The sequence below is a fragment of the Microbacterium sp. genome (assembly GCF_035556355.1).
Lineage (GTDB): Bacteria > Actinomycetota > Actinomycetes > Actinomycetales > Microbacteriaceae > Microbacterium.
The window spans coordinates 19,732-38,516 of the sequence record NZ_DATMFG010000041.1; the positions used below are offsets into that span (position 1 = coordinate 19,732).

General features: G+C 70.2%; 17 protein-coding genes. 11 read left to right on the plus strand and 6 right to left on the minus strand.

All coding sequences use genetic code 11. The features are described from left to right. Window positions 1-36 precede the first annotated feature (36 nt). The gene (locus tag VNR19_RS11460) at window positions 37-1,242 is read left to right on the plus strand and encodes an acyl-CoA dehydrogenase family protein (RefSeq protein WP_325726847.1); all 1,206 of its coding nucleotides are present in this window, start codon (window positions 37-39) and stop codon (window positions 1,240-1,242) included. Window positions 1,243-1,375: 133 nt separating this feature from the next. Here the strand turns inward: VNR19_RS11460 and VNR19_RS11465 are convergent, their stop codons facing one another. Continuing rightward, a complete protein-coding gene (locus tag VNR19_RS11465; RefSeq protein WP_325726849.1) occupies window positions 1,376-2,386 on the minus strand; it encodes a hypothetical protein in 1,011 nt (336 codons plus the stop codon). A gap of 33 nt (window positions 2,387-2,419) precedes the next feature. After that, window positions 2,420-3,085 (minus strand): TetR/AcrR family transcriptional regulator, encoded by a 666-nt coding sequence (locus VNR19_RS11470; protein WP_325033017.1) that lies wholly within the window; start codon window positions 3,083-3,085, stop codon window positions 2,420-2,422. 63 nt (window positions 3,086-3,148) lie between these two features. On the opposite strand from VNR19_RS11470, the gene VNR19_RS11475 reads away from it, so the two are divergent. From VNR19_RS11475 to rplI, 5 genes are all read left to right on the plus strand, one after another. Next, window positions 3,149-4,444, plus strand: coding sequence for a glycosyltransferase (locus tag VNR19_RS11475; protein ID WP_325726853.1), 1,296 nt, complete (start codon window positions 3,149-3,151; stop codon window positions 4,442-4,444). A 271-nt stretch (window positions 4,445-4,715) separates the two neighbouring features. Continuing rightward, window positions 4,716-5,075 carry a 30S ribosomal protein S6 gene (rpsF, locus tag VNR19_RS11480; RefSeq protein ID WP_325033019.1) on the plus strand — a complete coding sequence of 120 codons (360 nt, stop codon included), beginning with the start codon at window positions 4,716-4,718 and terminating at the stop codon, window positions 5,073-5,075. Window positions 5,076-5,079: 4 nt separating this feature from the next. Beyond that, entirely contained in the window at window positions 5,080-5,574 is a 495-nt protein-coding gene (locus tag VNR19_RS11485) for a single-stranded DNA-binding protein (protein WP_325726855.1), read from the plus strand. Between the two features lie 36 nt (window positions 5,575-5,610). Continuing rightward, a complete protein-coding gene (gene rpsR / locus VNR19_RS11490) occupies window positions 5,611-5,865 on the plus strand; it encodes a 30S ribosomal protein S18 (RefSeq protein WP_137845745.1) in 255 nt (84 codons plus the stop codon). Between the two features lie 11 nt (window positions 5,866-5,876). Then, a complete protein-coding gene (rplI, locus tag VNR19_RS11495) occupies window positions 5,877-6,329 on the plus strand; it encodes a 50S ribosomal protein L9 (RefSeq protein WP_325726857.1) in 453 nt (150 codons plus the stop codon). 247 nt (window positions 6,330-6,576) lie between these two features. Here rplI and VNR19_RS11500 read toward each other — a convergent pair whose 3' ends face one another. Continuing rightward, entirely contained in the window at window positions 6,577-8,124 is a 1,548-nt protein-coding gene (locus VNR19_RS11500; protein ID WP_325726859.1) for an LAVTG motif-containing sortase-dependent surface protein, read from the minus strand. A gap of 89 nt (window positions 8,125-8,213) precedes the next feature. Next, complete coding sequence (locus VNR19_RS11505; protein ID WP_325726861.1) at window positions 8,214-9,287, minus strand: hypothetical protein; 1,074 nt, start codon at window positions 9,285-9,287, stop codon at window positions 8,214-8,216. 600 nt (window positions 9,288-9,887) lie between these two features. On the opposite strand from VNR19_RS11505, the gene dnaB reads away from it, so the two are divergent. Genes dnaB through pip form a run of 3 tightly spaced genes read left to right on the plus strand, consistent with a single transcriptional unit; the run spans window position 9,888 to window position 13,190 of the window. Beyond that, window positions 9,888-11,261 (plus strand): replicative DNA helicase, encoded by a 1,374-nt coding sequence (gene dnaB / locus VNR19_RS11510; RefSeq protein ID WP_325726863.1) that lies wholly within the window; start codon window positions 9,888-9,890, stop codon window positions 11,259-11,261. A gap of 56 nt (window positions 11,262-11,317) precedes the next feature. Then, window positions 11,318-12,184: an alpha/beta fold hydrolase gene (locus tag VNR19_RS11515; protein WP_325726865.1), complete on the plus strand. Its 867-nt coding sequence runs from the start codon at window positions 11,318-11,320 to the stop codon at window positions 12,182-12,184. Window positions 12,185-12,239: 55 nt separating this feature from the next. Beyond that, entirely contained in the window at window positions 12,240-13,190 is a 951-nt protein-coding gene (gene pip / locus VNR19_RS11520) for a prolyl aminopeptidase (RefSeq protein WP_325726867.1), read from the plus strand. Here the strand turns inward: pip and VNR19_RS11525 are convergent, their stop codons facing one another. Next, the gene (locus VNR19_RS11525; protein ID WP_325726871.1) at window positions 13,191-14,144 is read right to left on the minus strand and encodes an aminotransferase-like domain-containing protein; all 954 of its coding nucleotides are present in this window, start codon (window positions 14,142-14,144) and stop codon (window positions 13,191-13,193) included. It lies immediately after the preceding gene. Window positions 14,145-14,276: 132 nt separating this feature from the next. On the opposite strand from VNR19_RS11525, the gene VNR19_RS11530 reads away from it, so the two are divergent. Continuing rightward, complete coding sequence (locus VNR19_RS11530) at window positions 14,277-15,116, plus strand: DMT family transporter (protein WP_325726873.1); 840 nt, start codon at window positions 14,277-14,279, stop codon at window positions 15,114-15,116. A 13-nt stretch (window positions 15,117-15,129) separates the two neighbouring features. After that, window positions 15,130-15,945, plus strand: coding sequence for an MBL fold metallo-hydrolase (locus tag VNR19_RS11535; RefSeq protein WP_325726875.1), 816 nt, complete (start codon window positions 15,130-15,132; stop codon window positions 15,943-15,945). Window positions 15,946-16,179: 234 nt separating this feature from the next. Here VNR19_RS11535 and VNR19_RS11540 read toward each other — a convergent pair whose 3' ends face one another. After that, the gene (locus VNR19_RS11540; protein WP_325726877.1) at window positions 16,180-18,684 is read right to left on the minus strand and encodes a transglycosylase domain-containing protein; all 2,505 of its coding nucleotides are present in this window, start codon (window positions 18,682-18,684) and stop codon (window positions 16,180-16,182) included. Window positions 18,685-18,785: the final 101 nt, after the last annotated feature.

Genomic DNA, 18,785 nt, shown 5'->3' on the forward strand with positions numbered 1-18,785 from the left:
CACACCCGCTCCCGTATGACGCCCAGGAGGCGCACCATGTCCGCTGACGATTCCGCGAGAGACCCCGACGACCTCGACGCGCTGCGCGCGGCATCCGACATCCTCGGAATCGACGCCCTGCTCACCCCGGAGGAGCGGGCGGTGCGCGACCGCGTGCGTGCGTTCGTCGACGCGGAGATCCGCCCGCACATCGCCGACTGGTTCGACCGGGCGGAGTTCCCCGCGGAGCTGGTCCCCGAGCTCGGACGACTCGGCGTGCTCGGAATGACGATCGAAGGGCACGGATGCCCCGGCCGCAGCGCCGTGGAGTACGGGCTCGCAGCGCTCGAGCTCGAGGCCGGCGACTCGGGCCTGCGCACGTTCGCGTCGGTGCAGGGCTCGCTCGCGATGGGCTCGATCGATCGCTGCGGGTCGGACGAGCAGAAGGCGGAGTGGCTGCCGCGGCTCGCGCGCGGCGAGGCGATCGCGTGCTTCGCGCTGACCGAGCCGAGTGCCGGATCGGATCCTTCGAGCATGAAGACGTTCGCGCGGCGCGACGGCGGAGACTGGGTCATCGACGGCGCGAAGCGCTGGATCGGGCTCGCGTCGATCGCCCAGGTCGCGGTCGTCTGGGCGCAGACCGAGGACGGGGTGCGCGGATTCCTCGTGCCGACGGATGCGCCGGGTCTCGGCATCCGTGTTCTCGAGCCCAAGGGTTCGATGCGCGCGTCCATCCAGTGCGAGCTCTCGTTCGACGGAGTCAGGGTGCCGGATGCCGCACGCCTTCCCGGCGCGCGAGGCCTGCGCGCTCCGTTCGCAGCCCTCGGCGACGCCCGCTACGGCATCGTGTGGGGAGCCGTCGGGGCCGCGCGCGACTCGTTCGAGGCCGCGCTGCGGTGGTCGCTGCGCCGCGAGCAGTTCGGGCGCCCGATCGCCGGCTTCCAGCTGACCCAGCGCAAGCTCGTCGACATGGCGGTCGAGGTGCAGAAGGGTGCGCTGCTCGCACTCCACCTCGGGCGGCTCAAGGATGCGGGCACGCTGCGCCCCGAGCAGATCTCGCTCGGAAAGCTCGACAACGTGCGGCAGGCGATCGCTGTGGCGCGCGAAGCGCGCACGATCCTCGGCGGCGACGGCGTGCTGCTCGAGAACTCGCCGATCCGGCACGCGGCCAACCTCGAGTCGGTGCGCACGTACGAGGGCACCGATGAGGTGCACACCCTCGTGCTGGGGCAGCACCTCACGGGCATCGCGGCGTTCCGTTGAGCCGCCCGGCGCGCCCACGGGGTGCCGAGATTGCGCGAACTGCTGACGGATGCCGCATCCGCCGGTCATTCGCGCAATCTCGACGCCTGGGTGCGGGCGCCGGGGGCGCCGGGGCGGGGGCGGGAGCCGCGGGTCAGCGGTTCACGTCGTCGGAGTCCCATGTGAGCGCGGCGCCCTCGTGAAGAGGGAGGGCCTCGAGCTCGAGGTGCGCGCACACCGCCTGGATGAGCTCCATCGGCCCGGCGACGATGGTCGAGTCCCAGTCGACCTCGGTGGCGACGGCGAAGGCGCGATCACCCGGCCAGATCCAGCTCGGCGAAGCCGTCAACGCGGCGGGCTCGTCGGCCCACGGCACGGCGGCCACCCAATCCGGGTCGGCAAGCTCGGCGATCGACCCGCGGAACAGCACGTGATCGCGGTGCGGGAGCGACAGCCGCGGCCCCCTCGAGACCTCGTCCGACAGCACGCCGGGCTGCCACGTCCGCTTGCGGAACACGTTGTTGAAACGGTCGTGGATGCTGCGCTCGAGCATCTCGCGATGGCGGTCGAGCAGCTCCGCGTCGTCGAGCGACACGTAGCGCAGGTCCGCGGGCTCGTCATCCCGCGTGAGCGTCACAACCGCTCGAGCGGGCGTCTCACCGTAGAACCCGAGCAGTCCGCCCCAACCCTCCCAGACCGCGATGTACGCGTCATCGGGGGTCGACGTGTGGGCGGAGAGCACGCCGGCGAGCAACGCGAGCAGGGGAGGATCGAGTCGGCCCTCCTCTGGCGGCGAGTAGCGCCAGCCCGCGGCATCCGTCGATTCGCCCGACCGTTCGAAGCGAGGCTCGGTGCGCACGATCCGGTGCCATTGCGCGCCCGCATGCATCGTCGTTCCGAACGCGTCAGCGGCCTCGCCCCACGTCACCCGCTCCGTGTCGACCTCGACGCCGGCGCGGCCGAACTCCTCCCACTCGGCGCGGTGGCGGTCGGCGGGCTCGGGCGGCCACTCGCGCCCGACCGGACGCTCGCGCATCGCCGGGTGGAACACCCGGGCGTACGCGGCGAACCCGCGCGGCACGATGTCATGCATCGTTCCCCGCCATGGATCGTCGATGCGTTCGCGCAGCCAGGCGCCGGCCGAGGCATCCGGTTCCCATTCCATCGGGTTCACGCTACAGCGGACATTGCGGATGCCTCAGCCCGCGTCACCGTCGCCGCGAGCGACTCGCCGCAGAGCCGCCGCCAGCCACGCGCGGTACTGCTCGTCCGACCACCCGGACTGCGCGACGAGCTGCTGGTAGGCCTCAGGTGACAGGAGGAAGGAGAGCTCGGCGCCCGCGCGCTCGACATCGAGGTCCGGGTCGCCGAAGGGGCGACGGCGGAGCTCCTCGGCGAGGGCGAGGAAGTCGCGGTGCCGGTTGTCGAGCATCGTGGCGAGGGCCTGGGCGACGACGTCGTCCGAGAACGACGCGGCGAGGAGCACCGTCCACAGGCGGCTGCTCGCGGCGTTCGAGGCTGCGACGAACTCGACCGTCGCCGCGATGAAGTCGTCGTCGGGGAGGGCCAGCATGTCGAGCACGCGCTCGGTGTCGGTGAGCGTGCTGCGCCCCTCGACCCCGGCGAACGTGATCTCGAACGCGCGGATGAGGAGATCCGCCTTGGTGCCCGCGGACTTCACCGTCTCGGTCGATACGCGCGCTGCGCGGGCAATGGCCGCGAGGGTCGTCGCCTGGTAGCCGTTCTGCGAGAACTGGGCGGCCGCGGCCTCGAGGATCCTCCGCCGGGTCTGCTGCGCCTGCTCGGCGCGCAGTTCGGATCGGTAGGTTCGGGTCGCCGTCGCGCTCGCGCTCGCATCCGACATATTGACTTTCCTCCGAGGGTGGTGAATCATCTGGAGAGCAAATCAATCCTATCCGGAGGAACCATGGGTTCGTACCTCATCACCACGACGCCCGCTCACGGGCACGTGGCGCCGCTGCTCACGATCGCACGGCACCTCATCGCGCGAGGGCACCGCGTCCGCTTCCTCACGGGAGCGAAGTACGCCGATGCCGTGACCGCGGCCGGCGCGGAGTTCCTCCCGATCCCGCCCGAGTCCGACATCGACCTCGATCGGGTCGGGGAGCTGTTCCCCGAGCGCGCGGGGCTCGCGGGGCCGGCCGCCATCCGCTTCGACCTGCGCAACATCTTCTTCACGCCGGCGCGCGGTCAGTACGACGCCCTGGTCGCCGCGATCGAGGCCGAACCGACGGACGCCGTCCTCACCGAGGGTCTCTACCTCGGCGGCGCACTCCTCGCTCTCCGTCCGCGCTCCGAGCGCCCGCCGATCGTCGCGCTCGGGATCTTCCCCCTCGGGGCTCCGAGCCGCGACACCGCCCCGTTCGGCGTCGGGATGATCCCGATGGGCGGATGGATCGGACGCCTCCGCAACCGCGTGATGACGACGATCGCCGACAAGGTGATCTTCGGGCCGGTGCTCGAGGAGGCGGATGCGCTCGCGCGCGAGATCGTCGGGCGCAGCTTCGAGGGTTCGTTCCTGACATGGAACGTCCGTGCCGACGCGCTCGTGCAGTTCACGGTGCCGTCGTTCGAGTACCCGCGGTCGGATCTGCCCTCCACCGTCACGTTCGCGGGGCCTCTCCCGTGGATGCCGCCCGCCGCCGTCGCGCTGCCGGACTGGTGGGATGAGCTCGACGGCTCCCGCCCGATCGTGCACGTCACGCAGGGCACCGTCGCGAACGCCGACTTCTCGTCGCTCGTGCGCCCGACGATCGACGGCCTCGCCGAGCGCGACGACCTCCTCATCGTCGTCACAACGGGCGGCCGCCCGGTCGACACGCTCGGGCCGGTCCCCGCGAACGTCCGTGTCGGCTCGTATCTCCCGTACCGCGAGCTGTTCCCGAAGCTCGACGTGCTCGTGACGAACGGCGGCTACGGCGGAGTGCAGCAGGCGCTCGCCCACGGCATCCCCCTCGTCGTCGCGGGGCAGACGGAGGACAAGATCGAGGTCACCGCCCGCGTCGGCTGGTCGGGTGCCGGGATCAACCTCAAGACGAACAAGGCGGATGCCGCGAAGCTCGCCCGGGCCGTCGACACCGTCCTGCGCGATCCGTCGTACCGCGCCGCCGCACAGCGCATCGGCGCCGACATGCGCACGACCGACGCGCTCGCCGCGCTCGACGGCGTGCTGGAGAGGGTGGTCGCCCTCCCGACGGCGTGAGCCGCCGCATCCGCTGATCCAACGGCTCGCGAGTGCACGACCTGCCTTCGAGTGCACGACCTCCCCACGCGGCTCGGGCGTGCACTCGACGCGAAGTCGTGCACGCGACGGACCGGCGGGATCCGGCCCGATTGGGGCCTTGACCGGGCATCCGGTACGATAGGTGGGTTGTCCGGTCTCGGCCCATGCCGATTCCGGCCGGACACGTGCACACACCCTCCTGCTGTCGGGAAGTGCCCGACAGCCGTTCTAGTCCGAAGGAGGTGGGTCAGTGACGCACAAGTACGAGCTCATGGTCATCCTGAACCCTGAGATCGACGAGCGCCAGGTCGCCCCGAACCTCGACAAGTTCCTGAAGGTCATCACGAACGATGGTGGCTCGATCGACAACGTCGACATCTGGGGTCGCCGCCGTCTCGCATACGAGATCCAGAAGAAGAGCGAGGGCATCTACGCCGTCGTCAACTTCACGTCGACGAGCGCTGCCGCGCAGGAGCTCGACCGCCAGTTGAAGCTGGACGAGCGGGTCATGCGCACCAAGGTGCTCCGCGCCGAAGAGGCCATGGCACAGGTCGCCGCCGAGCAGAAGCGCTCGGAAGAGAAGGCGGCCCGCAAGGCCGCGAAGGCTTGACATCATGGCCGGTGAGACGATCATCACCGTCGTCGGCAACCTGACTGCCGACCCCGAGCTGCGCTACACGCAGAACGGACTCCCCGTCGCCAACTTCACGATCGCGTCGACGCCTCGAACCTTCGACCGCCAGGCCAACGAGTGGAAGGACGGCGAAGCGCTGTTCCTCCGCGCGAGTGTGTGGCGCGACTTCGCCGAGCACGTGGCCGGCTCGCTGACGAAGGGGATGCGGGTCATCGCTACCGGCCGCCTCAAGCAGCGCAGCTACCAGGATCGCGAGGGCAACAACCGCACCGCGATCGAGCTGGAGGTCGACGAGATCGGCCCGTCGCTGCGCTACGCGACGGCCCAGGTCACGCGAACCTCAGGCGGTGGCGGACAGGCGCGCCAGCAGGTCGCCGACGAGCCGTGGGCGACCCCGGGCTCGTCGAACGCGGCCGGCTCGAACGCCGACGCGTGGAGTGCCCCCGGCGCCTACGGCGACGACACCCCGTTCTGATCTCAGTAAACGAATTGAAGTAGTAAAGGAATCACCATGGCTGGAAAGGCGAGCGGCGACCGCCGCAAGCCGCGGAAGGGCGCGAAGAACGCCGCCCCCGCGAAGGCGATCCGTGTCGGCGTCATCGACTACAAGGACGTCGCCACCCTCCGCAAGTTCATCTCGGAGCGTGGCAAGATCCGCGCCCGTCGTATCACCGGAGTCTCGGTGCAGGAGCAGCGTCTGATCGCGAAGGCGATCAAGAACGCGCGTGAGATGGCGCTCCTGCCGTACGCCGGCGCTGGCCGCTAAGGAGTACCGACATGGCAAAGCTCATTCTCACGAACGAGGTCGCCGGGCTCGGCAGCGCCGGTGATGTGGTCGAGGTCAAGAACGGCTACGCCCGTAACTACCTCATCCCGCAGGGCTTCGCGGTCGCGTGGACGCGCGGCGGCGAGAAGCAGGTCGCATCGATCCGCGCCGCCCGCGAGGCGCGCGCGATCGCGACTCACGAAGAGGCCGTGGCCCTCAAGGAAACCCTCGAGTCCAACAAGGTCAAGCTGGCCGTCAAGGCCGGCGCGGAGGGCCGCCTGTTCGGCTCGGTCAAGACCGGTGACGTCGCCGACGCGGTCAAGGCCGCCGGCCTCGGCGAGCTCGACAAGCGCAAGATCCAGATCACCTCGCCGATCAAGTCGGTGGGCGAGCACGAGGCGACCGTTCGCCTCGGCGACGAGCTCACCGCCGTGATCACGCTTCAGGTGGTCGCCGCGAAGTAACACTTCGCCGGTCGAGTGCCGCCGCAGGCGGCGCATCACATACCAAGACGGATGCCGCGACCCGGCCCTCCCCCGAGGGCTCGGGCCGCGGCATCCGCCGTTCAGGCCTCCGATCGCGGCCGGCCGGTTCCAGGCACGAAGGCGCCGACCGCGACCGGAGGAGTGCTGGGGACGGGAGGACCGTCTGGCAACGGCCCTCCCGCCTTGCTCCGGTGAACTGGGCGACCGAGGGAACGGCCGCCTCAGGTCACGCGGAGCGTCGCCGCGACACGAGCACGCCGCCGGCTGCCAGGAGCAGGAGCCCCATCAGCAGCGCGCCCAGCGCACCCGTCCCTCCTGTCGCGGCGAGGTCTGTCACGCCGTCGAACGCGGCGGCCGAGCCGAGCCCGGCCGGCGTGCCGCCGGAACCCGGGTCGCCCGGTGTGGTTCCGCCCGGCGGGTCTCCCGGGTCGCCCGGGGTGCCGGGTCCACCGGGCGTGTCGGGGCCGTCACCCGGGTCGGCGTCGCCGAGCACGTCGACGAGCGCCTGCTGGAGAAGGCCGGTGCTGTCGATCGCGTCGCCGATGTTGGCACCCGCGTTCTGCACCGTCGAGGCGAGCGCTGTGGGAACGTCGCCGCCCGTGGCGAGAGCGTCGACCAGGGCGCCCGCGTCGGCGAGCGCGTCGTTCACGAGGCCGTCGACGATCTGGTTCGACGTGTTCGCCGTCGCGTTGAACAGCGTCCGGCCCAGGTCGTCGCCGAGGTCCGACACTGTCGTGCCGAGGTCGTCCACGACGCCCGAGAGATCGCCCTCCCCGAGTTCGTCGAGGACCGCGTCGCCGTTGTCGACGAGGTCGCCGACCAGGCCGCCCTCAACGAGGATCCCGTCTCCGACGACGTCGTTGAGACCCGAGTCGGGGCCGACCAGGCTGTCGACGATCGTGGTGCCGGCGGTCGTGCCGGTCACATCGTCGATGAGGCCGGCCACAGCATCGGTCACCGGCTCGAGCGCGCCGTCCTTGCCGAGGATGGGGTCGAGCACGCTGTCGCCGACGAGCCCGTCGACCAGGCCGTCGTTCTCGGTCAGGCCGGTCAACAGGCCGTCCGCGTCATCCGTCGCCCCGCCGTGATCGGGGGCGTTCGCCTCCTCGAGCGTCGTCGTGAGGGCGTCCTCGAGCAGCCCGGTCGTGTCCGTCGTGTCGGCGACGTTCGCACCGAGGCGCTGCAGCATGGTGTAGATCTCGGCGGGCGTGTCGCCGCCGTCGAGCACATCGCCGAGGTCGGTGAGCGCGTCGGCCACGAGGCCGTCGATCATCTGGTCGTCGACGTTGGTCGCGGCATCCGTCACCGTCTCGTCGAGTGCCGTGCCGAGGTCTTCGACGGTCGTTCCGACATCGTCGAGCGCGGCATCGAGATCACCCGCGCCGACATCGTCGAGCACCGCGTCGACGTTCGTGGCGAGGTCGCCCACGGTGCCGCCCTCGACGAGCGCGCCGTCGCCGACGACGTCGTTCAGGGCGGAGCCTCCGCCGGTGAGCGCTCCGACGAGCTCGGTTCCGGCCGTGGAATTCGTGACCTCGTCGACGATGCCGGCCACGGCGCTGGTGACAGGGGCGATCGCGCCCGCATCACCGAGGACCGGTTCGACGACCGTGTCGCCGACGAGGGAGTCGACCAGGCCGTTGTCGCCGAGGAGCGACGAAACGGGTCCCGGTTCGGGAGGTGGTTCGGCCGCGTTCGCGGCCGTCGCGCCGAGCAGCGTGATGCCGCCGGCGAAAAGCGTGCCCCACAGGGCGCGCTTGATGAAAGCGTGCATGATGTCCCCTTTGTGATGGATCACTGAACTGCGCGCGCCTACGACGCGCCGAAGCAGATGCCGCCCCGGAGGGAGGCGACGCGATCCGATCAGTCGGGGAAGACGTCGGTGGCGAAATGAGGAGCGCCCGGTGCGGCGTCGTCCGCGGGCCCTGCTCGACGCACCCAGGCACGGTGTGCGACGAACGGAGCTGCGGCGACGAGCGCCCAGGCGGCGGAACCCGCGCCACCGGGTCCTGCAGTGGAGGTGAGCGGCGCCGAGGACGGCACCGCGTCGGGGGTCGGTTGGGCCGATCCGCCGTCGGATGGCGTGGTCGAGCCGAGGGATCCGGGCGGCGAACTCGACACGCCGAGGCGATCGGACGCGAGGCCGTGCGCGGTGCGCGCGAGCGCGGACGACGAGGAGGCGGATGCCGGGGCATCCGCGATGTCGGCCGGCGGTGCAGCTGCATGCGTGCCCGGAGCCGGTTCAGGAGCCGGAGGCTCGGGCGCCGTGACACCGGGGATCTGTGGGAGGACGCCGTCCACAGCCGCCCCCACCTGGACCACGAGGTGGAGGGCGTCGCTCGCGGTGCGGTCGACGATCGCGGCGGTGTCCGTCACGGCATCACCGATCCCGAGGCGGGCTGCGACATCGGCGACGATCGGAACGCGCCCGAGCGTGGCCACGACGGGGGCCGTGAGCTGCGAGACGACGCCGGAGTCGACGACGTCGACGACAGGGGCGGCGACGGCTCCCATGACCGAGGACACGACGCCCGGCGCCGACTGGGGAGGCGCCGGCGCGGGCTGCGGGGCAGCGGGCGCCGACGGCTGCTGGAGTGCCGGCTGCGGCGGCGCGGGAGCGGGTTGCTGCGGCGCGGGTGCCGGCTGCTGCGGTGCGGGTGCCGGCGCGGGCGAGAGGACGCTCTTCACAGCATCCGTCACGGCCGGAACAGCGGCCGACACGGTGGAGGTCACCGCCGAAGTCGTCCGGTCGAGGACCTTCGTGACACCGCTCAGGAGCCCTCCGCGGCGGGAGTCGTCCGCGGAGTCGTCCGCGCGCGCATCGCCGGAGGCGAAGCCGAGAACGACCGAGAGGACGAGCCAGGCGAACGCGAGTGCGGCCCCGATGAGGCCCAGCCGCACGATCCTCCAGCCCGAAAGCGAGTGTGCGTCCTCCACGTTCACCTCCCATGACGGAGTCTCGCGTTTCGTGCGAAACGCGTCTGAGGGTGCCTGGATCTCCGACCGTAGTCGGTGATCTCCGCCATGTCCAGCACCTCGGCCGGGCAACCGAGGATGTGGGAGATTCCGGGCCGCGTCGATTTGCGGTATCGCCGGATTTGTGCACAGGTGCCCGTTGCGCCGCGAACCTTCAAGCACGACTTCAACCACATCTCGTTCCACAGGATGTGAGATGAAAAATACCAGGTCAGCGGGCTGAAAAAAGTTGTGCGTCGGCTGAGAGCGCGACGTTATCCACAGCGGTTGTGCACAGGTCTGTCGGCGTTTCTCGCAGACTCTCCACAGAGTTATCCACAGGCGCTGTTGCATCCCTTCCGGGGTCTCCTTAGCGTGGGCTTCGGCCCGATCGGGGGGTGCGCTCGACTGTCGTAGGCGACAGGTTCGAGGCTTGCGACGACGACTGATGTCGGTGGTCCGTGTTGTGCTCGACACGGAGGCGGCAGCATGCCGTCCGCAAGCCACGACCATGCGAGGGCGCTCGCCCGCATCCGTAGGCCGCGTGTCGTTCTCGAGTTGCTGTGGGAGGTATGGGGACCCGTGTCGATCGCAGACATCTCCGAAGACCGCCTCGGCGGACCGCGAGAAGCGGAACGGACCCCTCCCCACGATCTCCTTGCGGAACAGAGCACCCTCGGCGGAATGCTCCTGTCGCCCGACGCGGTCGCCGAGGTCATCGAGATGCTCCGCGGCTCGGACTTCTACATCCCGAAGCACGAGCTCATCTACGAGGCGATCCTGTCGCTCTACTCGCACGGCGAGCCGACCGACGTCGTCGCCGTCACCGACGAGCTCATCAAGACGGGGGAGCTGCAGCGCGCGGGCGGGCCGGATTACCTGCACTCGCTCACCTCGATCGTTCCGACCGCGGCGAACGCCGGCTACTACGCGTCGATCGTCGCCGAGCGCTCGCTGCTCCGCCGTCTCGTCGAAGCGGGCACCCGCATCGTGCAGATGGGTTACTCGGGGCAGGGCGACCCGCTCGACCTCGTGAACAACGCGCAGGCGGAGATCTACGCGGTCGGCGCCGCGCAGGAGACCGAAGACTACGTCCCGCTGACCGTCGCGGTCGACGCGGCGGTCGACGAGATCGAGGCGGCACGGGGTCGCGACGGGCAGATGACGGGCATTCCGACCGGATTCGCCCAACTCGACCAGCTCACGAACGGACTGCACCCCGGCCAGCTCGTCATCATCGCGGCGCGTCCGGCGCTCGGTAAGTCGACGCTCGCCCTCGACTTCGCGCGCGCGGCCGCGATCAAGCACAACATGCCGACGATCTTCTTCTCGCTCGAGATGGGGCGCAGCGAGATCGCGATGCGCCTCATGAGCGCCGAAGGCGCGGTGCCGCTGCAGGCCATGCGCAAAGGCACGCTCGACTCACGCGACTGGACCACGATCGCCGCGACGCGCGGTCGCATCAACGACGCGCCGCTCTACATCGACGACTCACCGAACATGACGCTCGTCGAGATCCGCGCCAAGTGCCGCCGGCTGAAGCAGCGCGTCGGACTGAAGATGGTCGTCATCGACTACCTGCAGCTGATGACGTCCGGCAAGCGCGTCGAGTCGCGCCAGCAGGAGGTCTCGGAGTTCTCGCGTGCGCTCAAGCTGCTCGCCAAGGAGCTCGGCGTGCCGGTCGTCGCGCTCTCGCAGTTGAACCGTGGTCCCGAGCAGCGCGCCGACAAGAAGCCCGCCCTCTCCGACCTGCGTGAGTCGGGCTCGATCGAGCAGGACGCCGACATGGTGATCCTCCTGCACCGCGAGGCGGCGTACGAGAAGGAGAACCCGCGCGCGGGCGAAGCCGACCTCATCGTCGCGAAGCATCGCAACGGTCCGACCGACACGGTCACCGTCGCGTTCCAGGGTCACTTCTCGCGGTTCGCCGACATGGCGGTCGGAGACTTCGGGTAGCCGCGCCGCGGAACGGCCGAGACGCCGAGGTCCGGCCCTGGAGGAGGAGGTCGTCGATGACGCAGTACACCCTCGAACTGCCGGAGGTCGATCTCGTCTACGACGTCCACGGGCCGCTGCCGACAGCCGATGGGCGGCCCCCGCTGCTCATGATCGGCCAGCCGATGGATGCGAGCGGCTTCGACGCACAGGTGAAGCTGTTCGGCGACCGCACAGTCGTGACGTACGACCCGCGGGGCCTCGGTCGAAGCAAACGCAAGGACGGCGTTGTCACCAACGAACCGCAGGTCCAGGCCGAAGACATCCACGCGCTGATCGAAGCGCTCGGCGCCGGTCCGGTCGACATGCTCGCCAGCAGCGGTGGGGCGGTTACCGCGCTCGCGCTCGTGACCGCGCACCCGCACGACGTGTCGACGCTGGTCGCCCACGAGCCGCCGATCGACTGCGTTCTGCCGGATGCCGAGGCCGTCCAGCGCGCACGCGAGGCTTACACGCGCGTGTACCAGGAGAAGGGGTGGGGCGCGGGGATGGCGGCGTTCATCGCGATGACGTCGTGGGAAGGCGAGATCACCGACGAGTACCTCGCACAGCCGGCGCCCGACCCCGCCGCGTTCGGCTTCCCGACCGACGACGACGGCACGCGCGACGATCCGCTGCTGTCCGACCGATCGTGGGCGGTGACGCTCTACCGACCCGACTTCGAGGCGCTGAAAGCCGGACCGACGCGGATCGTGGTCGCGGTCGGGGAGGAGTCGATGAACGTGTACACCGGTCGGACCGCGATCGCGCTGGCCGAGCATCTGGGTCAGCAGGCGACCGTCTTCCCCAGCCATCACGGCGGGTTCATGGGAGGGGAGTTCGGCTACGCCGGGCAACCCGAGGCATTCGCCGCGAAGCTCCACGAGGTGCTCGACGCGGGATGACCCCGGTCGCGTAGGAGACGCCGCAACCGCACCGCGGGCCGGGTAATCTGCCACGGTGCTGCATCCTCCGATCGAGCCATTCGCGTCCGGTGTCCTTCGTCGCCCCGACGGGGCGGAGTTGTACTGGGAGACGTCCGGCAACCCACAAGGGCGACCGGCGCTCTACCTGCACGGCGGCCCGGGGTCGGGGTTGGGGCCCGGCGGATACCGCCGTCGCTTCGACCCGGAGAAGTACTTCATCGTCGGCTTCGACCAGCGCGGCTGCGGGCGGAGCACCCCGTGGGCGATGGACGACCTCGAGCACCTTGACGCGAACAACACGCAGACCCAGCTCGCCGACATCGAAGCGCTCCGCGCCCACTTCGGCATCGAGCGCTGGCTTGTGCACGGAGTGTCGTGGGGCTCGGCACTCGCCCTGGCATACGCGCTCGATCATCCCGACCGCGTGACCGAGATCGTCCTCACCGCGGTGACCACCGGGAGCAGGCCGGAGATCGACTGGATCACCGAAGGGGTCGGCGCGGTGTTCCCGGAGGCGTGGAGCGAGTTCGCCGCGGATGTCCCCCGCGGTACGCGCGTCGTAGACCACTACGCGGCGCTCATGCGCGACCCGGATCCCGCGGTGCGGACAGCCGCCGCCGACCGGTGGGACGCGTGGGAGTCGACGCACATCTCACTGGACCCCGCGTGGGAGCCAGGCCCGCTGAACGAAGACCTGCGAGTCCGGCAGAACGTGGCGACCCTCGTCACCCACTACTGGTCCAACGACTGCTTCCTCACCGGCGATCGCGTGGTCCTCGACCGCGCGGGTGAGCTCAGCGGCATCCCGGGCGTCCTCATCCACGGGCGCTACGACGTCAGCGGTCCCGCGATCACGCCGTGGCGTCTGCACCAGGCCTGGCAGGGAAGCCGATACCTCATCGTCGAGACGGAGGGCCACGGCGGCCCGATCGAGATGGGCATGACGGCCGAGGCGATCGACGGGTTCGCACAGCGCGGCGCGTGATCACCGCCGTGTCCCGGGAGAGAGCGAGCGGACGATTCGATCGATGACCCGGATGCCTCGCCGAATCCGCTCCTCGTCGACGTTGCCGAACCCGATCACGAGTGCCGGCGGCAGCGGGTCGACGTGGGCGGCGGCATCCGGTTCACCGAATCGGTATCGGCCCAGCGGGTTCACGCGCACTCCTCTCGCGGCGGCCGCCTCGGCAACCGCCGCCTCGGACGCGTCGTCCGGCAGCCGCAGCAGCGCGTGGCATCCGGCCGCCAGCCCCTCGAGGCGGCCAGGGCCGAACGTGCACTCGACCTCCGCCGCCAGCACGTCGCGCCGCGCGCGGTAGGTGTCGCGCATGCGGCGCAGGTGACGGTCGTAACGGCCGGTCTCCATGAGCAGCGCGAGTGCCTCCTGATCGAGCGCGGGGGCGCCGCGCGTGCTGAGCCGCTTCTCCTCGACGATGCCCGGCACGAATCTCCGAGGTGCGAGCACCCAGCCGAGCCGGATCGCCGGTGCGAGCGTCTTGCTCACCGACCCCAGTGCGATCACGCGATCGGGATCGAGGCCCTGCAGCGAGCCCACCGGCTGGCGGTCGTAGCGGAACTCGGCGTCGTAGTCGTCTTCGAGGATCACACCGTCGACCTCGTTCGCCCATGTGAGGAGGGCGCGGCGGCGAGCCGGTGCGAGTGCGACACCGGTCGGGCACTGGTGCGCCGGCGTCACCAGCACCGCGCGGGCTCCGCTCGAACGCAGGTGTTCGACGTCGACACCCTCCGAGTCGACGCGCACCGGGACGGCATCGAGCCCGGCGCGGCGCGCGATGACGTCGTGCTCTCGCGGCCCCGGGTCTTCGAGAGCGATACGACGAATGCCGCTCCGCGAGATCGCCGCGAGGGCGAAGGTCAGCCCCTGCCGGAAGCCCGACACGATGACCGCGCCCTCAGCCGCGGCGAAGCCCGACCGCACCGAGCGTGAGCGGGAGGTCCGGTCCTCCGCGCCGCCAGTCCACGGTCACAGGACGAGGCTACGAATGGTCCACTCTTCCGTACAAGATGTGGCCCTTCACGGTGGACCGTCGCCGGTCCTAGGTTCGGATGCATGAGTTTCGGAGTCGTCCTCGCGCTGTCGTCGGCCGTCGCATACGGCGCGTCGGACTTCGTCGGCGGGGTCGGCGCGCGCCGGTTCTCGTCATGGCAGATCGTTCTCGTGGGGCAGACCACCGGCGCGGTCGTCATGTTCATCGCGGGCCTCGCTCTGCCCGGGATCCCCGTACCGGCCGACTTCGCGTGGGCGCTCCTGGCCGGCGTGGGCTCGGCCACCGGAAGCATCTTCCTCTTCCGCGGGCTCTCGCGCGGTCGCATGGGATTGGTCGCACCGATCTCTGCCGTCGGAGCCGCGGTGCTGCCGGTGCTCGTGGGCGTCGCACTCGGCGAGCGCCCGAGCTGGCTCGTCTGGGTCGGCATGGCCCTTGCGCTGCCCGGCATCTGGCTGGTCTCGCGCCCCGCGGCCTCCGATCGCCCGCGTGACGTGCGAGGTGCGGTGCTCGACGGCGTTCTCGCGGGGCTGGGTTTCGGAATCCTCTTCGTCGCGCTGGCACAGATCTCGGATGCGGCGGGCCTCCTGCCCCTCGCCGCGAACCAGCTCTCCGGGGCCGTGCTCACGATCGTCGTCGCGTCGCTTCTCAAGCAGCGTTGGCGTCCCACGCGCGAGGTGCTCGGCTGGGGGAGCGCGACGGGCGCGCTCGGCGCGTGCGGAACCCTCGCGTTCATGATCGCGACGGGCTTTACGAGCCTCGGGATCGCGGCGGTGCTCGCATCCGTCTACCCCGCCGTGACCGTCCTGCTGGCCGCAGGCCTGCTGCGCGAGCGGATGGGCGCGGCACAGCTCGCGGGCATCGGAATCTGCACCGTCGCCGTCGCGTGTCTCGCACTCGGCTGAAAGGATCGACCCCATGTTGACCCAGGTCGCCGAAGGCGTGTTCGTCCATCGGAGCGAGCTCCTCCGCAACAACACCGTGGTCGTGGAAGGCGACGCGGGCGTGCTCGTGGTCGACGCGGGAGTGACCGGCGATGAGCTGGAGTGCCTGGCCCGCGACATCCGCGAGCGGGGGCAGACCGTGGGGGCCGGATTCTCGACGCATCCGGACTGGGACCACGTGCTGTGGCACGCGGCGCTCGGCGGAGCGCCCCGCTATGGAACCACCGACTGCGCCGAGTTCATGCGCGATTTCCGGGCGGAGCCGGAGTGGGAGGCTCGAGCCCGCGAGGCGCTGCCGCCCGAGATCATCGAACAGACGCCGCTCGAGGGATTCGGGTTCGTCGCGGCGCTTCCCGGCAGGTCATCGGTGTTCCCGTGGGGCGGTCCGCGCATCCGGATCATCGAGCACCCCGCGCACGCCGTCGGCCATGCCGCGCTGCTGGTCGAGGACCGCGGCGTGCTCATCGCGGGCGACATGCTCTCGGATCTCTTCGTCCCGATGCTCGGCGGGTTCGAGGGGCCGCGTGATCCGCTTACCGATTACCTGACGGGCCTGCTCCTGCTGGAGGAGGCGGCGGATGCCGCATCCGTCGTCGTTCCGGGCCACGGGTCGGCCGGCGGTGATGCGCGGGAACGGATCGCACGCGACCGCGCCTATGTCGAGGCGCTGCGGGACGGTCGCGAGATCGACGACTCGCGCATCGCGTCGCCGGAACCGGGGTGGGAGTGGGTGAGCTTCATCCACGAGGGTCAGGTCGACAGCGTCGCGCGATGGCGCGAGAGTGCGTGAGGGCGACCGGCTACCCCGGGTGGTCGAGATTGCGCGAATGACGGGTCGCGCTGCGGCGCGGCGGTGATTCGCGCGATCTGGACGGATGCGGCGCGCGGCCGGCGCGGCATCCGGTGCCGGTATCGTCGTCGCTGGAGCGATTGAGCGCGCCCTGCCGAGGTTGCACGAACGACGGCTGAGTCGGCGCAGGCGCGACGATTCGCGCGATCTCGCACGGATGCCGCGCGAGCGCGCTCAATCGTCGTCGCCGCCCCCGCCGGGCCCACGACCGGGTCCGCCGGGGCCCGGGCCCCGGCGGTCCTCACCCGGAGGGCCGTCGTCGTCCGAGTCGGCCGGCGGCGGTGGCGCGGGACGGCGGAGGTACTCACCGGGCGGCTGCGGGAAGCCGCCGCCCGGGTAGAGCTGGTTCGCGACCGCCTGGATGTCGCGCGCGAGCGGGAGCCGGATGGTCGAGAGCTGCCGGCCGTCGTGCCACGCGCGGAACACGTCGCCGAAACCGATCGCGTTGCCGGCCCACACGCCCGTCGTCACGCGTGCGCTCGATTCGACGAGCCACGTCTGGATCTGCTCGTGGGTGCCGGTCTTGCCGATCAGGGGCGTGCCGTCGTTCGGGTTCCCACCGAATCCCGTGCCGCCCGGCCTCATGACGCCCTGGAGCGCGAACGCGGTCGCGGCGGCGACCTCCGGGCTGATCGCCTGCTTGCAGCGGTTGCCCGGAATGGGGACGTTCTGACCGTCCGCGTCCACCACGCGGTCGATCGCCCGCGGAACGCAGTACACGCCGTTGTTGGCGACCGTGGCGTACGCCGCCGCGAGACTGACCGGTGCGATGTTCTCGGTGCCAATGATCGCCGCGGCGCCGTTGATGTCGATCGGATCGCCCGACCCGCGGGCCACCCCCATGCGTGCCGCGACCTCCTCGATGTCGCACAGATCGAGCTGCTCGGCCATGCCGAGGAAGCCGGTGTTGAGAGACTGCGCCGTGAACTGCATGGGCGTGCCGGTGTACCCGCGAACGCCGCCGAAGTTCCGCACGATGTGGTTCTCGAGGTTGACCCACGTGCCGTCGCAGCGGTCGTTCAGGCGCCGGATCGGGCGCACGTTGCCGTTCACCGGCTGGAAGAGCGACTTGCCCTTCTCGAGCCAGTCCACGAGCGTGAACAGCTTGAAGGTCGAGCCGGTCGGGAACCCGTCGGAGCGGCCGTGGATAGAGTCGCCGGCGTAGACGAGCGAGGTGTACGCGGGATCCGACGCGGCGACGTCCCGGTCCTCCGTGAACCGGTTGTTCTGGCTGATCGCGAGGATCCGACCGGTGTTCGTCTCGATGCTGACGGATGCCGCGCCGAAGTTCATGCCCGGAACCGTCACGGGCGCGTATCGCGCCATCGCGTCCTGCGACGCCTGCTGCAGCCGCAGGTCGATCGTCGTGTAGATGCTCAGGCCGTCGCGCGTGAGCGACCGCTGACGCTCCTCGGCGGTCTCGCCGAAGGCGGCGGCGTAGTCCGGGTCGTAGCGCACCGTGTTGACGACGTACTGGCAGAAGAACGGCGCCGACGAGGATGTGCAGCCCGTGCGCGGAGGCTGGATGGCGGGGGTGATCGGCTCGATCGCCGCGGCGACGTACTGCTCGTCGGTGATGCGCCCTTCCTCCCGCATCCGGTCCAGCACATACAGCTGCCGACCCTTGGTCGCGCTGTACGCGTCACCCGCGGCGAGGTGCTGCTCCTCGGTGATCACACCTCGCGCCAGGAGGGAGTCGAGGCCCGCGAGCGTGCCGCGGGTCACGTCTTCGATCGATCCGTCCGCCGCCTTGTTGTAGCGGGTGGTGCCGTCCTCGCTGACGATCGAGCCCTGGGGTTGGTCGATGCGGAACGTGTTCGGGTTCTGCACGATGCCCGCGAGGGTGGCGGCCTGCCCGAGCGTCAGCTTCGACGCGGTCGTGTTGAAGTAGTACCGCGCGGCAGCCTCGATGCCGTAGGTCCGGCCACCGAAGTTCGCGATGTTGAGGTATCCGAGCAGGATGGTGTTCTTGGAGTACTGGCGCTCGACCTGGATCGCGTAGCGGATCTCCTGCAGCTTGCGGTGGTACCCCTCGATGCCGCTGGCCTGGGTCGCGTCGAGCCAGCAGTCCAGCAGCACCTCTTCGCGCGTCTTGATCTTGTCGGTGCCGTCCTCGTTCTTGACGGGGTCGCCGTTCTCATCCAGGACCGGCTCGGGCTTCGCGTCGCGCTCGCAGCGTTGCACGAGGACGTTCTTGACGTACTGCTGACTGATCGAGGAGCCGCCCTGGATCTGGCTTCCCTGCGCGTTGCGGATGAAGGCGCGGGCCGTTCCGATGAGGTCGACGCCGCCGTGCTGGAAGAAGCGCGGGTCTTCGGACGCCAGGATCGCGTCGTAGACGACGGGGGCCACCTGGTTGAACTCGACCGGAACGCGGTTCTGGTCGTAGAACTTGGTCAGCTCGACGTCCTTGCCGGTGTCGGGGTCCCGGGCGTAGATCGTCGTCGGCAGCATCAGCCGCTCGATCTCGAGGTAGCTGGGCAGGCCTTCGAACAGCGTCGCCGCCGAGTTCGCCGCGTGGCCCGCAAGGGCGATCGCGGGAGCGAGGGGGGCGACGACCAGCAGCCCCGCGATGACGCTCAAGACCGCAAGCCCGGCCAGACCGCCGAGCACCCCGGCGATCGTGCGCCTGTAGGGCGGCAGCCCCACCTGCGGAGAACCCTCTGCTGACGGTTTCACGACGGCATCCAATGTGCGGTTGGTGAGAGCATGTCACACCGCTCCGAATTGTGCGACCGGTCGTTATCGGACCGAAAAGTCGGATGCCGCATACGGCATCC